The sequence below is a fragment of the Prevotella dentasini JCM 15908 genome (assembly GCF_000614065.1).
Classification (GTDB): domain Bacteria; phylum Bacteroidota; class Bacteroidia; order Bacteroidales; family Bacteroidaceae; genus Prevotella; species Prevotella dentasini.
Genome location: NZ_BAKG01000017.1, coordinates 22,652 through 36,306 on the forward strand (window position 1 = coordinate 22,652; position 13,655 = coordinate 36,306).

The following is a 13,655-nucleotide window of genomic DNA, read 5'->3' on the forward strand; positions in this document are numbered from 1 at the left end:
AGCCTTCCGATGGCCGCTGCCATGCCGGCGGTGACCGATGGATGATTATTCCTCAACGGGGCTGAAGTCTTCCTTCGTAACGCCGCACTCGGGGCAAACCCAGTCTTCGGGAATATCTTCAAAAGCCGTTCCCGGCTCGATGCCGCCATCAGGGTCGCCTACTGCCGGGTCGTAAATCCAGCCACAAACATCGCAAACATACTTCTTCATAATGTCTTTGTTTTAATTTATTAGTAAATAAGGGGTGTTATCGCCTTGTTGGTTCTAACGTTTCAGGATGGGATTCTCTTTTCCCAATCCGATTGCAAAGATAAAACTATCTGTTGATGTTTCGGGTATCAATTGTGGTTTTTTGCGATTAAAGTATGTTAAATGGCCGGTGCTTGGGCAACGGAACAGCCTTATCGCGTGATTGTAACGGCCGGCCGGTGGTCGCTGCTGAACGTGAACGAGTGGCCGGATTCCTCCAGATGGCGGACGTGGAAGTAACGTTCGGGCAGGCTGTCCTGCCGCCCGTCCATGGCAGTGAGGCGGTATCCGGTGCGGAGTCCGGCAGCGTATGCCGACGACCGGGGCCAGACGTTGGTAACGAGGCAGGTGCTGTCGGCTATCTGTAGGAAGTATTCGTAATGGGGAAAGGCGGGGAGGATGCTGCGGCAGGCCTGCTGCTTCCTTGCGATACGGCTGTCGGCAGGCTTGTAGGGGGCGTAAGGCTGGAGGCGCAGCGTGTGATTGGAGTAGTCGAGAACGACGGAAGCATAGTCGAGCAGTTCACTGCCGATGCGCGAACGTGTGGCATTTGCCGTGTAGGCATAGATGTCCTCGAAGACGAGACGGCCGAGGGAGAAGGCTTCGAGACGGTAGAGAAACAGCTCAGAAAGCCCGGAACTGCCGAAGATTCCCGAGGAATTGCTGCCGACGGAGCGGTCGACGGTCTGCCGGAGCACGTCTTTCGGCATGTTGCGGTGTGCCTTTATCTGACTGACAATGTCGTTTCCGATGAGCAGGAAGGGCGCGCTGCCCGTGTCGAAGATGGCTTTCGTGCCAATTCCCTTGAAGGGAGAAATGTAGACGGAGGGGCAGAGAGACCTCGGGGTGAAGGGAATGACGATGCCCGGCTCGTTTTGGAACATGCCGGGATGGTCAGTTACGATGATGCACTGGTTCCTCATGTCCATCTTCACGGCCTTTCCGCCAGCGAGAAAATCCATGCCGATGCAGCCGTCTATGCCTGCCGCGTTTATCATAAGGTCTGCCACAATCCCGAAGGGGGAGGTAATGGCGATGGAGTCGCGGATGATTTGCCGGCCTATCTGCATCTCCGGAATACGGCAGGTGAGCACTTTGCTGACCTGTCCGTTTACATCAGCGGCTTCAAGCCACCGCTGCGGAACCACGTCGAAGCGTCGGAAGTCGAAGAGCAGGGTGTGCGTGCACCCTGTATCGAAGACGAAGGTGGCGGCTTTCTGCCCGATTCGCACGGGGACGAGGATGCGGTGGCCGACAAAACGGACGGGAATGGTGTCGGCAATCGCGCTCCGAGGTCCGGTGGAGGAGAATCCGGGAAGCGCGAGGACAAAAAGGAGGCAAACAAGAAAGGCGCGAGTCGCCCTATGAACTCGCGCTGAAGGTGTGGCGGATGATAGGTGTTTCTTTGTCATAAGCAATGGGGAAACGTCCCCTGCCAGCCCTCCCGAAGGAAGAAGGAAGCATCTCGGGGGAACTCCTGTCCTGTCTTTGGCGTCGGAATCATGGGCTTGCAGCAAAGCCGCAGCACACAAAACGGAGGCGGAGAAGCCGCAGGGACGTCCCGGTGCTGCCCTTCTCCTTCTTCGGAAAAGCACCGGGGAAAAGACAATATAGGGACAGGGCTTACAGCACCTCGTCCACTTTCTTGTCGTATTTGTCGGCAGGAATCTCGTCGAGCTTTTGGAAATCGAAGCAGATACCGAGCTTGTAAGCCTGTGGAATATTGGGCAGGAAGCGGTCGTAGTAGCCCTTTCCGCGTCCGAGGCGGTTGCGGTGGGAATCGAACGACATGCCGGGGACGAGCGCAAACTCTATCTGCGCAAAGTCGGTAAAGGGTTCTCCCGACGGCTCAAGGATGCCGAAGGAACTTATACTGAGGTCGTCCGGCCCAGTATAGCGGCGTATTTCCATCTCGGTATCGCTCACGACGACTGGCAGCAGGACGGTCTTGCCCTCTGCAACTGCCTGCGCCACGAAGTCGTGGGTATAGACCTCGTCGGGCAGAGAGTGGTAAAGCAGGACAGTCGTCGCCTGCCGGTAGCGTGGATGAGCCGCAAGGCGTTTGAGAATGGGCTGCGAAAGTGCAATCAGCATCGGGGGTGAACTGCTTCTTGCGCGCTCTGATTTCGCGGCGGAGGGAAGACTTGGAGAGCTGCCCTCCGTCTGACGGCTTCTCCCCGAGAGACTGGGGAGAAGATTGTTCTGTGGATGGATTCATATATAGATAGGTGATGATAGCAATGTTACGCTTCGGACTCTCCCCCAAGGAGGAGGGGCTGCCCGGCGGAAGCCCTGCTAGCCAAGGCGACAGCCCTGTCGCCAGATGCACAGCGGCAAGGACAACGGCAGAGTTTAGTCCGCAAGAGACGGCGCAAGACCTGCATCCCTCTCTCTCGAAGAGGGACAGGACGGGCGGCCACAAGGCATCAGCGGCGGAGGAGCGGCCGTCCGAACGCCTCGACAGCCGCCTTTATGTCGGGGTCTCTTTGGTTAAGATACTGGTTCCACGCCTGTTCGTCGAGGATATTGTAGACAATCCGGCTGTTGATATAGTTCTCGAGCAGGGCATGCGAACGGATGATGAGGTTGTTGCGGCGGCGCAGTCCGAACCGCTCTGCGTAGTTGGCGAAGTCGTCTACGAGGTTTCTCCCACTGAGATAATCGGACAGCGGCTTCATCTCGGTGAACTTACTCAGCCGCGGACGGTTCTCATCGGTGTACTTATAGGCGTACTGAAGTATCAGCCACTCATGGCTGCCTGCTTATAATAAGAGGTAACGGCAGAGGTATCTTCGGGTACAAACACGTCGGGAGTAATGCCGCCGCCGCCGTAGACGGTGCGTCCGCCGACCGTGTGGTAGGCAGGGCCGGTGTGCTTGATGCTGTCCTGCGAGAAGAGTTCGCCGTGCTGATAGCGCGAGAGGATGTCCTGCTCGTAGTCGGCATCGCCGCCCAGCGTATAGGGCTTCTGTATGCAACGGCCCGAGGGCGTATAGTAGCGTGCTATGGTCAGCCGTATCATGCTTCCGTCGGGGAATCCTATCTGCTGCTGCACAAGTCCCTTGCCGAACGAACGCCGGCCGACGATGGTGGCGCGGTCGTTGTCCTGCATGGCCCCTGCAAAGATTTCGGAGGCCGAGGCAGACCCCTCGTTGATGAGGACGACGAGCGGAATGTGCTGATAGCTGCCCTTTCCGTTGGTGTGGTATTCGTCGCGCGGACTCTTGCGGCCCTCGGTGTAGACGATGAGACGGTCCTTGGGCAGGAACTCGTTGGCCATCTGCACTGCCCGGTCGAGCAGTCCGCCGGTATTATCGCGGAGGTCTATGACGAGCTTGTCGGCCCCGCGGATGGTCAGCTGCTGAAGAGAGGCGAGCATTTCCACGTAAGTCTTCTCGCCGAAGTTCTTGATGCGGATATATCCCACCGAGTCGTTGAGCATATAGGTAGCGGAAATGCTCTTCATCGGAATGTCGCCGCGGACAACCGTGAAGTGCTTGACGGCCTTCTCGCCATAGCGTCTGACGCCGATGCGCACCTTGGAATCCTTCGGTCCTTTCAGCCTCCGCTTGGCCTCGTCGTCGGTAACTATCTTGCCCACAAACGGCTTCCCGTCTATGAGGACTATCTTGTCTCCTGCAAGGATTCCGGCCTTCTCGGCAGGCCCGCCCTTGATGACGTTCTGCACATGGATGGTATCCTGCCGGATGGTGAACTCAATGCCCACGCCCGAGAACGACCCTTTCAGCTCGTCGGTAGCCTTTGCCACATCCTTTGCCGAGATGTAGACGGAGTGCGGGTCGAGTTCGGCAAGTATCTGGGGAATGGCCTTTTCCACGAGGTCGTTGATGTTTACGGAGTCGACATACTGGTCGTCGATGATGTGGAGAAGGTTGCTCAGCCTGCTGCTTCCGCTGTTGATGATGTTCAGGCGGTTGCCGGAGAAGTGGCTGGTGTAGAAAGACCCGATGACGATGCCTGCTGCCACGCAGAGAGCCAGCCAAAGCGGCATGAAGCGGTTGTTTTTGTTTTGACTCATATAGGCCTCACCCCGGCTCTCCCGAAAGAAGGAGGAAGAATGTCTCCTCCTGCTCCTCCGAAGGGGAGAGAGCACGTATAGGGTGCTCGCTGTTTTACTTGTTATACATTTATATTATGATGCCTGTCGGTTGAAACATGTTCTGAACACGGTGAAGACCCCCTGCCTGTCTGCCTTACTCCCTTCTCCCTTCGGGGGAAGCAGGCGTGCAGGGGTCGGGAATGGGCATATACTCTACCCTGACGCCTGCCCTCCGCAGGAGGTCTATGCCGTCGGTAAGCCGGTATTGGTCAGCATAGACGACGCGGCTGATGCCCGACTGGATGATGAGCTTGGCACACTCTATGCAGGGCGAGGCCGTAACGTAGAGCGTAGAGCCGTCGCTGTTGTTGCCGCTGCGGGCGAGCTTGGTGATGGCGTTGGCCTCGGCGTGGAGCACGTAGGGCTTGGTGATGCCGTTGTCGTCCTCGCAGACATTCTCGAATCCGGAGGGCGTGCCGTTGTATCCGTCGCTGATTATCATCTTGTCCTTGACGACCAGCGCACCCACCTGACGACGCGTGCAGTAGGAGTTCTCCGCCCAGATGCGTGCCATGCGCAGGTAGCGCAGGTCGACGGCGGACAGCCGGCCGGGCTTCTCTCCCACGGAGAGGGGAGGGGTCGGCCCTGTTGGATGGTTTTCTTTCATATTCCTGTTGGATGTTATGGGGAGGACTGCAATATGGTTGCAGCGCACTGAACCAAGAGCTTCCTCCGTCCTGCCTACCGTGTGTGGGACGGGGGAACGGCTATCCCGTTGCGCTCGAGCAGCGCATCAATGGTAGGCTCCTGTCCGCGGAAACGCTTGTAGAGCGTCATGGGGTGTTCCGTGCCGCCGCGCGAGAGGATGTTGTCGCGGAACGACTGTGCCGTCGCGCGGTCGAAGATGCCGTTTCGCCTGAAGACGCTGAAGGCATCGGCATCGAGCACCTCCGCCCACTTGTAGCTGTAGTAGCCTGCCGCATAGCCGCCTGCCATGATGTGGGAGAACTGTACGGTCATGCACGTGTCGGGGAGCTGCTTGCCTACGATGGCCTTCTCCCACGCCTGCTTCTCGAAGGGGATGATGTCGGACGTGAACTCCTCGCGCCGGGTATAGTAGGCCATGTCGAGAAGCCCGAAGCTGACCTGCCGCAGACAGGCGGAGGCAGCGTTGAAATTGCGCGAGGCGACTATCTTGTCTATCAGCTCGTCGGGCATCGGCTCGCCGGTCTGGTAATGGAAGGCGAAGGTACGGAGGAATTCCTTCTCGACGGCATAGTTCTCCATGAACTGCGAGGGCAGCTCTACGAAGTCCCACCATACGTTCGTACCCGAGAGACTCTCGAAACGGGTATTGGCAAACATGCCGTGGAGCGAGTGGCCGAACTCGTGGAGGAACGTCTCCACCTCGCCCAGACGCAGCAGGGCCGGCTTGTCGGCGGTAGGCTTGGAGAGGTTCATCACGAGCGAGGCATGGGGGCGCACGTTCGTCCCGTCGCGCTCAATCCACTGCCCCTGAAACTCCGTCATCCAAGCTCCGTCGCGCTTGCCCTTGCGGGGGTGGAAGTCGACGTAGAGCACGGCCAGATAGCTGCCGTCGCGGTCGTAGACCTCGAACGGCTTCACGTCGATGGTAGACGGGTATGGCGTCGTTCTCCTTGAATGTAATGCCGTAAAGCCTTGTTGCCAAGCCGAATACGCCCTTTATGACGTTGTTCAGTTCAAGATAGGGGCGCAGTTCCTCGGGGTCGAAGTCGTACTGGCGCAGCTTCAGCTTGTGGGCGTAGAAAGCCGAATCCCACGGCATGAGGATGAAGTCGTCGCCCTCCGCCTCGCGCGCGATGCTCTTTACGGCCTCCAGCTCCTTTTCGGCAGTGGGGCGGTAGGCGGCGATGAGGTCGTCGAGCAGCTTGTAGACATTCTCCACGCTGGTGGCCATGCGGTGCTTCATCACGTAGTCGGCAAAGGTGTCGTAGCCGAGCAGCTGCGCCATTTCGCGGCGGAGATTGACAAGACGCTGGCAGATGCGCAGGTTGTTCTCGTCGTTCTCCTTGATGCAGAGCGTGTTCCGCGCCATGTAGAGCTGCTGGCGGAGGTCGCGGCGCGTAGAGTAGGTGAGGAACGGCCCGTAGCTCGGTGCGTCGAGGGTGAACACCCATCCGTCGAGCTTGCGCTCCTCGGCAGCCTGCCGGGCGGCCTCGCGTGCCGTGTCGGGCAGTCCGTCGAGGTCGGCCTCGTCGGTCAGGTGGAGGGTGAAGGCCTTTGTCTCCTTCAGCAGGTTCTGCGAGAATTGCAGCGACAGCATGGAGGCTTCCTCGGTCAGCTTGCGCAGGCGTTCCTTGTCGTCGTCGGACAGGAGCGCACCGCTGCGCACGAAGCCGTCGTAGCTGTCTTCGAGCAGGCGCGCCTCCTCGGGCGTCAGTTCGCGGTGATGGTCGTACACGGCTTGATGCGCCGGAAGAGGCGCGGATTGAGGCTGATGTCGTTGCCGTGCTGCGTCAGAATCGGACTCATCTTCTGTGCCAGTGCCTCCATCTCGTCGTTGGTCTCCGCGCTGAGCATGTTGAAGAAGACGCTCGAGACGCGGCTCAGGAGGTCGTAGTAGTGCTTCCGTCCCTTCACCTCGTCTTCGCGGATGAGCGTATTGTCGAAAGTAGGCTCTTCGGGGTCGTTGATGGTCTTGTCTACCTGCTCGTTCTCACGGCGTATTCCCTCCATGAACGCCTCCTCGTAGTCGGCAAGGGTGATTCGGTCGAATGGCACGGTGTCGTGCGGAGTGCCATACGGTTGCAGGAAGGGATTCACGTGGACTTCCTTCTCGGTATTGTTTTCTGCCATTTTGCGTTGCTTTCTCTATAATAATAACGTGTTACAAAGTTACGGAAAAGAAATGTAACAGCAAGAAAAAATAATGTTTTTAACAAAAACAGGGGGAGAAGGATGGGGTGGGGCGGTGTGATGAAAGAACGGGAAAGGCGGTTGCAAAGATGGATAGACAGGCATTGATTTTCAGCGAGTTATGCAGATGTAGTGAAAGTGCCGCTTTCACCATGCGAACAAGCCCGTTTCGCAGTGCGAAAGTGCCGTTTCCGATTTATGAAAGTATCGTTCCCGATTTGCGAAAGTGTGTTTTCCGATTTCCTGCAACGGCAGAATGAATATGCCGCTGCCGGATTTTTAGTGGTCCGTTGTCAATGGCCGGCGAATCACACGCAACCTGTAGGGACAGGCCCTGTGCCTGTCCGCCACACTCGCATCGGACAGACACGCGGTCTGTCCCTACATTTCCGATTGCCGCAAACAGGGGATTTGTGGCCGGAATCTGTTTGCGCTGTGCGTTCAGCTCCCTGTCTCCCCTTGCCTCTACATCCGCTGCATCTTGTATCCGAGGGTCTTCAGCTCTACCGCCGCCCCCATGAGATACAGCTGACGGAGGGCAGCCACGTAGGCGCGAAAGGCCTCTTTCGACCCCGGTTCCAAATGGAGGTGATACAGACGGCTGTAGGTGCGCGAGGCACATTCGGCTACCAAATCCTGCAAGGCGGCATGCCCATCGGCATCCAGCAGGAGAACCTTTTGGCAGATATAGTCGTCGAGATGGTCGAAGTCGATGCGGTCGCGGAGGTATCTGTAGAGGTTGGGCACCTTGCTGTACAGCTCCCAGTCTTCGTCCCAGTACTTGGCTATCGCCATGCCTATGTACATCATCCATCCGAGCGACACTTCGGGATAGCCGTTGTATTCGCGTATGCCGTCGGGGAGATACGCCTCGCCTGTCTGTGCCCACCGCTGCTCTATGTCGGGGGCGTCGGGCAGGCGTTCGTCCAGCCGTCCCTGCTTCAGCAGGTAGGCATGCAGGTCGGCTTGGAATATTTTCTCGAAGTCCTGAAGCGTTTGTTTTGTTTCCATATTTACTTTATTTGATGTTCTTATCCTTTTGACTTGCAGTTTGTTTTGTATGTTTCTGCATCCTCCCTGCGAAGCCCTTGCCTGTCGGCCACGGCACGTATAGGAGTCCGCCCGGGCTTGCCGTGCAAAAGTACGAATAAATATCGGTTCGTCAGGGCGGAGACATGCAAAAAAAGCCGTGCAGTGCTGGCGGTATGGATATTTCTTGCTAAATTTGCAGTCATCATACATTCATTTACAACTATGGAGATAATCAGAAAGCAAGACTATAGGGTCAACGACTGGAGCGGCGGAACCACGCGCGAGCTTTTCATCCATCCGGCAGGCAGCACGCTCGCAGCCCGCGACTTCGACATCCGCATTTCGTCGGCGGTTATACAACAGACGGAGAGCCGTTTCTCCGATTTCTCGGGTTTCACGCGGTATATCATGCCTCTGAAAGGCGACATGCGGCTGACCGTCGGTGGGGAGACCATCCGGTTGCAGCCTCACCGGCTTTTCCGATTCAGCGGCAGCGACGAGGTGAAGTCGGAGAACACGCCCGGCGCGGTCGACTTCAATGTCATCGTGCGCAGCGGTCTGGCCGTGGGGACGGCCGTCGTCAGCAGTATTGACGAACCGTCGGCCGTGGGCAAGTCGGTCGTCTTCGCCCTCGAAGACATTACCGTCAACGGCTGCCGGCTGCCGCAGGGCGACACGGCCGTAGTGGACGGGCCTGTCCGCATAGACGGACTTGCGGTGCGGGTACGGCTTTCCGATAATGCCGATTATGATAAATAAAATATCCGGGCAGTTAGTTTGACCATGAGGCAATGTCAATGAAGCACAACGGAGTGGCAGGAAATATCATGCGGACGCTCTATCCGCGGAGGCTGAGGAAGAATGTGGCACTCGTCCTTTCGGGCGGCGGCGCACGCGGATACGCGCACATCGGTGCCATCGAGGTGCTCGTGGAGCGCGGCTACCGCATCACGTCGATTGCAGGAACGTCAATGGGCGCGCTGGTCGGCGGACTCTACGCGGCAGGAAAACTCGACGAGCTGAAGAGGCGCGTGCTGACGCTCGACAGGCGGAAAATACTGGGACTGATGAACATTTCGCTCGGTCTCGACCACGTGGCAAACGGTGAACGGCTGATGAAGCTGATAGACGAACTCACTCATAATGAGACGATTGAGAATCTTCCCGTCAAGTTCTGCTGCGTAGCGTCCGATATTGTCAGCGGCAAGGAGCGTGTTTTCCGTTCCGGCCCGCTCTGTACGGCGGTCAGGGCTTCGGTTTCGATTCCCTGTTTCTTCAAGCCTGTGCATGAGGACGGACATATAGACGTCGACGGCAGCATACACAATCCGCTGCCGCTCGACCGCGTAGACCGCAAATGGAATGACCTGCTCGTGGCGGTGAACGTCAGTGCGCCCGACAGCGAACCTTTCACGGGCTACCTGCAGCACTCCGAGCCTGCCAACGACACCGAGCGGAAGCTCCGCAGCCGCCTGCCCTTCTTCAAGATTCAGTTTTCCGAGAACTACATGACGATGGCTACACGCGTCGCCCGTATTTCCTTGCAGAACAATACGCAGATGGCGATGCGGCTGACACCGCCCGATGTCTGCATGGAACTGCCGATGAACCGCTACAGCCTCTTCGACTTCGACAAGGGAGAGGAGCTGATAGAGTACGGCAGACGGGAAATGGAACGGCAGCTTGACGCCTTTCGGGCAGGCGGATAAACAAGTAGACGGGGAACAAGTCAGGTTAGACGGACGGGCAAACAGGTAGAAAAGCAGGCAGTTGCTTGCTTATTGGTGGGTTGACGGTAGGATGACGGACGAGTGAAGGGGCAGAAAAGCAGGCGGTTGCTTGCTTATTGGTGGGTTGACGGCATAATTACAGATAAGTGAAGGGGCAGAAAATAGCATGTAAACCGGCAAGCAACCGGACTGCTTTTCTGCCCCTTCACTCGTCCGCTGCCAACCGTTCGCCCGTCCGTTGCCTCTCAATAGTTCTCCCGGTATCTGTCGGTCTCAATGTAAATGAATATCTTGTAGGCAGGCAATGCGGCGCGCACGTTGCGTTCGATGTCGTTGATGATGTCGGCAGACTGCGACTCGAAAGGTGTCTTTATGTCTATCTTGGCGGTCAGGAGCAGGTCGGTCGGCCCGAGATGGACGGTTTTCATGTTGATGAGCCTGCCTACTTCCTCGCGCCCGAACGCCCTGCGGATGATGGCAAGGTCGCCCTCCGTGGCACTCTCGCCAATGAGCAGGCTGTAGAACTCGCGTGCGAGGAAGAGTGCCGCAAGGCAAAGCAGGATGCCGATGAGCAGTCCCGAGAACGCGTCGTAGAATGGATTGCCCGTTATGTGGCTCATGGCCGTGCCGCCGATGGCAAGCAGCAGACCGATGACGGCGCAGGTGTCCTCTGCAAAGATGATGAGAATCTCGCTGTGGCGGCTTTCCCTCAGAAAACGGTAGAGCGGCAGCCGTGCCGCGTTCAGTTCGCGTATCTCCCTGAAAGCGACGCGCAGGCTGGCCGATTCCACTATCAGCCGAAGCCGAGAATACCCATTACCAGCCACGTATTCTCTACGCTGTGTCCCGGATGGAAGAGTTTCTCCGACGCTTCCATGATGCCCAGTGCGCCGCCGGCAAAGAACAGTGCCATTGCCACGACCATGCTGTAGAAATACTTCGCCCGTGCCTGCCCGAAGGGATGCTGCGACGAAGCTCCTTTCCTGCCTGCCTGTTACCCACGAGCAGCAGTATCTGATTGCCGCAGTCGACGATGCTGTGTATCGACTCGTTGAGCATGGCTGCCGAGCCGGAAAGGGCATAGCCCACAAACTTCGAGGCGGCAACCAGAATGTTGGCTGCCAAGGCGGCCAGTACGCTCACCATACCGCCCTGATGTTGCTTTTGTTCCATTCTATATGTCCGTAGCCCGTCCGCCACTCTGCGGTGGACGGGGATTGATTCTGCTAATTTTAATAGATTCTGACCTCATCCCCGAGCCGCAGTCCGCGCTCGGCAATCTTCCGGTTCTTCCTTACGATGCTCTTCAGCCGTACTCCGTACTTCTGCGCAATGTCGTAGAGGCTCTCCCGGCTGCGCACGCGGTGAGGCCGGTTCTTGAAGTTCCGCGGCGCGCGCTTCTGTTTCTTCTTCAGCCAGATACGCTCGCCGGCATGCAGCTGGTCGTTCTTCCCGCGCTCATTGTACTTTGCCAGCTTGCGGCGGCTGACGCCCAGCTCCTTCGCAAGCGACTTGAAGGTATCGCCGCGGCGCACCTCTATATAATAGTTCTCGTTGTACTCGTGAATCTGATGGAGCGACATGTCGACGCGCGGAGCCGTATTTTCGGGCACGCTGACGCTTCCCGACCCGCTGTGCTCTGCCATGAAGCGGTCATAGTCCTTCGCGGTGTCGTACTGGTAGAGCTTATACAGCTCGATGATGTCTATCAGCCGCTGCGCATAGTGCGGATTGGTGGCATATCCGGCCCGCTTCAGGCCGTGCGCCCATCCGCGGTAGTCGGTCCGCGAGAGCGAGAAGAGGCTGCTGTAACGCTGCCGTCCGCGCAGGAAGAGCGAGTGGTCCTCGAAGCTCTCCTGCACCGTGTCGTAGGCGCGGAAACACTCGCCGCGCTCGTCGTCGTCGTGCGTCATCGTCCTGCCCGTCCATCCGTGGCACTTGATACCGAAGTGATTGTTGCCGCGGACGGAAAGGTCGCTCCTCCCGGCACCGCTCTCCAAGACGCCCTGCGCCAAGGTGATGCTTGCCGGGATGCCGTACTTCAGCATCTCCTGTATGGCGAGGTCCTTGTATCGGTTGAAGTAGTCCTGATAGGCTTGGTTCCACTTCATGGCAGGGCCGGCGGCACTTTGGGTCAGCCACAGAAGCAGTGAAATAAGCAATAGGAAGTATCGTCTCATCTGGAATCCGTAATGTTGAAATGTTGCAAAAATAACAGAAATACCGTGAATGGCAAAACTATTAGTCTTAAAAACTCCAAAACCACAAAACTTATTTCTATCTTTGCACCTGCCTTGGGGCATCCGCGGACGTGCCGGACAACCTGCCGGACAAGACGGGCCGCGCCTTACAGCCCTGCCCCTCACGAATAACAAACGTATGAAAGCAGTCATCAGCCTCGGCTCGAACACCCGGCAGCAAGACAACATCAGCAAGGCGAAGGCCCTGCTCCGTACCGCCTACCCCGACATCACCTTCACCCCGGAAGTCTGGACAGACCCGTCGGCGTCCCGACCGACCGATACCTGAACTGCCTCGGGCGGTTCCACGCCTCGGGCGGAAAGGAGAAGGTGGCCGAAAGCCTCCGCCTCATTGAACGGAAGATGGGCGACTCGCATGCGAACCACCTCCGCCACGTCGTCCTCATCGACCTCGACCTGATTTCATACGGCAGTCAGAAACTAAGAAAGATAGTGTGGAAGGAATAGCCGACCGTCTCCGAAGCCTTGCCTTGCGGACCGTCTGCTGCTGCCTTGTCCTGCTGACGGCTCCGCCTTCTCTCCATGCCCAGTCGCCGGGTTCGGAGCAGTTGGGGAAGGCTCTCGACTATATGATGTCGGAGAAGTACCACGAGGCTCTCATCATCTTCCAACAGCTTGACAGAGAGTATGAACTGAACGAACGGTTCAAGGCTTACATCGGACTCTGCTACTACCACGAATGGGACTACGAACAGGCCGTGAAGTATTTCGACCGTGCCCTTCCCCACCTCGGCGGACTGGCTCCCCACGAGCGTTCGGTCTACTATTACGCGGCCGCGGAGAGCTATTTCCAATTGCGGAAATACGCCGCTGCCCTGCCCTACTACCGGCAGGCACTTGCCGTCTGCTACGACAACGAGCGGGGAGACATCTACTTCCGCATCGGTTTCTGCCATCTCTTTGCCGAGGAATGGCCCGAGGCCCTCAGTGCCTACCGCAAGGCGCAGACCGCATATACCCGTTTCAGGCGGCCCGACGACGTTGCTGCACGTCAGGCGCAGACCGCGCGCATCATAGAGGGAATAGACGCCCGGTTGCGCAAGCAGGCATTGGCAGACAGTCTCCATGCCGCAAAGGTACGCGAAGACAGTCTGCGGCGCATTTCCGCTGCCATTCCGTTAGACTCCCTCCTCCTTACGCCCGTTGCCCCGTCCGACAGTCTGCCTGTGCCGTTCGGTGGCGGCAATCCCTCTGCGGACGGCAGCGAGCCGCCCCTGAACCTCTGGCAGCAGATAGTCCCTCCCGTTCCCGAGACGTGGTTTCTTAGGCCGGACGAACAGGAGCAGCAGATTTCGGAGGGAGAAAAAGAGAGAATGGACAGATAGGCCTTTAGGTAGCAAGTGCATAAGGGACAGGTTCCGGCTGCGAATCCCCTGCCTGTGGCAAGCGGAAATGTAGGGACAGACCGCGTGTCTGTCCGATGCG

Annotated in this window: 10 protein-coding genes and 4 pseudogenes; 5 read left to right on the plus strand and 9 right to left on the minus strand. The window is 57.8% G+C overall.

The window, feature by feature from the left end; all coding sequences use genetic code 11:
• Positions 1-45 precede the first annotated feature (45 nt).
• From rd to JCM15908_RS09145, 7 genes and pseudogenes are all read right to left on the minus strand, one after another.
• Positions 46-210, minus strand: a complete 165-nt coding sequence (gene rd / locus JCM15908_RS09110) for a rubredoxin (RefSeq protein WP_025003106.1) — start codon at positions 208-210, stop codon at positions 46-48.
• Positions 211-401: 191 nt separating this feature from the next.
• A complete protein-coding gene (locus JCM15908_RS09115; protein WP_084607858.1) occupies positions 402-1,661 on the minus strand; it encodes a retropepsin-like aspartic protease in 1,260 nt (419 codons plus the stop codon).
• Between the two features lie 211 nt (positions 1,662-1,872).
• Positions 1,873-2,467 (minus strand): annotated as a pseudogene (locus tag JCM15908_RS13385) (5-formyltetrahydrofolate cyclo-ligase).
• 208 nt (positions 2,468-2,675) lie between these two features.
• A pseudogene (locus JCM15908_RS13390) lies at positions 2,676-4,288 on the minus strand (S41 family peptidase).
• 175 nt (positions 4,289-4,463) lie between these two features.
• Positions 4,464-4,976 (minus strand): dCMP deaminase family protein, encoded by a 513-nt coding sequence (locus JCM15908_RS13395; protein ID WP_025003109.1) that lies wholly within the window; start codon positions 4,974-4,976, stop codon positions 4,464-4,466.
• 74 nt (positions 4,977-5,050) lie between these two features.
• Positions 5,051-7,147 (minus strand): annotated as a pseudogene (locus JCM15908_RS13400) (M3 family metallopeptidase).
• Positions 7,148-7,672: 525 nt separating this feature from the next.
• The gene (locus JCM15908_RS09145) at positions 7,673-8,218 is read right to left on the minus strand and encodes a hypothetical protein (RefSeq protein WP_025003110.1); all 546 of its coding nucleotides are present in this window, start codon (positions 8,216-8,218) and stop codon (positions 7,673-7,675) included.
• A gap of 243 nt (positions 8,219-8,461) precedes the next feature.
• Here JCM15908_RS09145 and JCM15908_RS09150 point away from each other — a divergent pair, with 243 nt between their 5' ends.
• Both JCM15908_RS09150 and JCM15908_RS09155 read left to right on the plus strand, forming a co-directional pair.
• Complete coding sequence (locus tag JCM15908_RS09150) at positions 8,462-8,998, plus strand: HutD/Ves family protein (RefSeq protein WP_025003111.1); 537 nt, start codon at positions 8,462-8,464, stop codon at positions 8,996-8,998.
• Between the two features lie 38 nt (positions 8,999-9,036).
• Positions 9,037-9,948 (plus strand): patatin-like phospholipase family protein, encoded by a 912-nt coding sequence (locus JCM15908_RS09155; RefSeq protein WP_025003112.1) that lies wholly within the window; start codon positions 9,037-9,039, stop codon positions 9,946-9,948.
• A 266-nt stretch (positions 9,949-10,214) separates the two neighbouring features.
• Here the strand turns inward: JCM15908_RS09155 and JCM15908_RS13405 are convergent.
• Both JCM15908_RS13405 and JCM15908_RS09165 read right to left on the minus strand, forming a co-directional pair.
• A pseudogene (locus JCM15908_RS13405) lies at positions 10,215-11,058 on the minus strand (cation diffusion facilitator family transporter).
• A 143-nt stretch (positions 11,059-11,201) separates the two neighbouring features.
• A complete protein-coding gene (locus JCM15908_RS09165) occupies positions 11,202-12,149 on the minus strand; it encodes a glucosaminidase domain-containing protein (RefSeq protein ID WP_025003113.1) in 948 nt (315 codons plus the stop codon).
• A 199-nt stretch (positions 12,150-12,348) separates the two neighbouring features.
• Between JCM15908_RS09165 and JCM15908_RS14830 the strand changes: the two genes are divergently transcribed.
• From JCM15908_RS14830 to JCM15908_RS13415, 3 genes are read left to right on the plus strand one after another with little or no spacing between them, the layout of a single operon-like run.
• Positions 12,349-12,498, plus strand: coding sequence for a hypothetical protein (locus JCM15908_RS14830; RefSeq protein ID WP_159101330.1), 150 nt, complete (start codon positions 12,349-12,351; stop codon positions 12,496-12,498).
• 41 nt (positions 12,499-12,539) lie between these two features.
• A complete protein-coding gene (locus JCM15908_RS14835) occupies positions 12,540-12,677 on the plus strand; it encodes a hypothetical protein (protein ID WP_159101331.1) in 138 nt (45 codons plus the stop codon).
• Positions 12,665-13,555: a tetratricopeptide repeat protein gene (locus JCM15908_RS13415; protein WP_025003114.1), complete on the plus strand. Its 891-nt coding sequence runs from the start codon at positions 12,665-12,667 to the stop codon at positions 13,553-13,555. Before JCM15908_RS14835 ends, JCM15908_RS13415 begins: the two co-directional genes overlap by 13 nt.
• Positions 13,556-13,655: the final 100 nt, after the last annotated feature.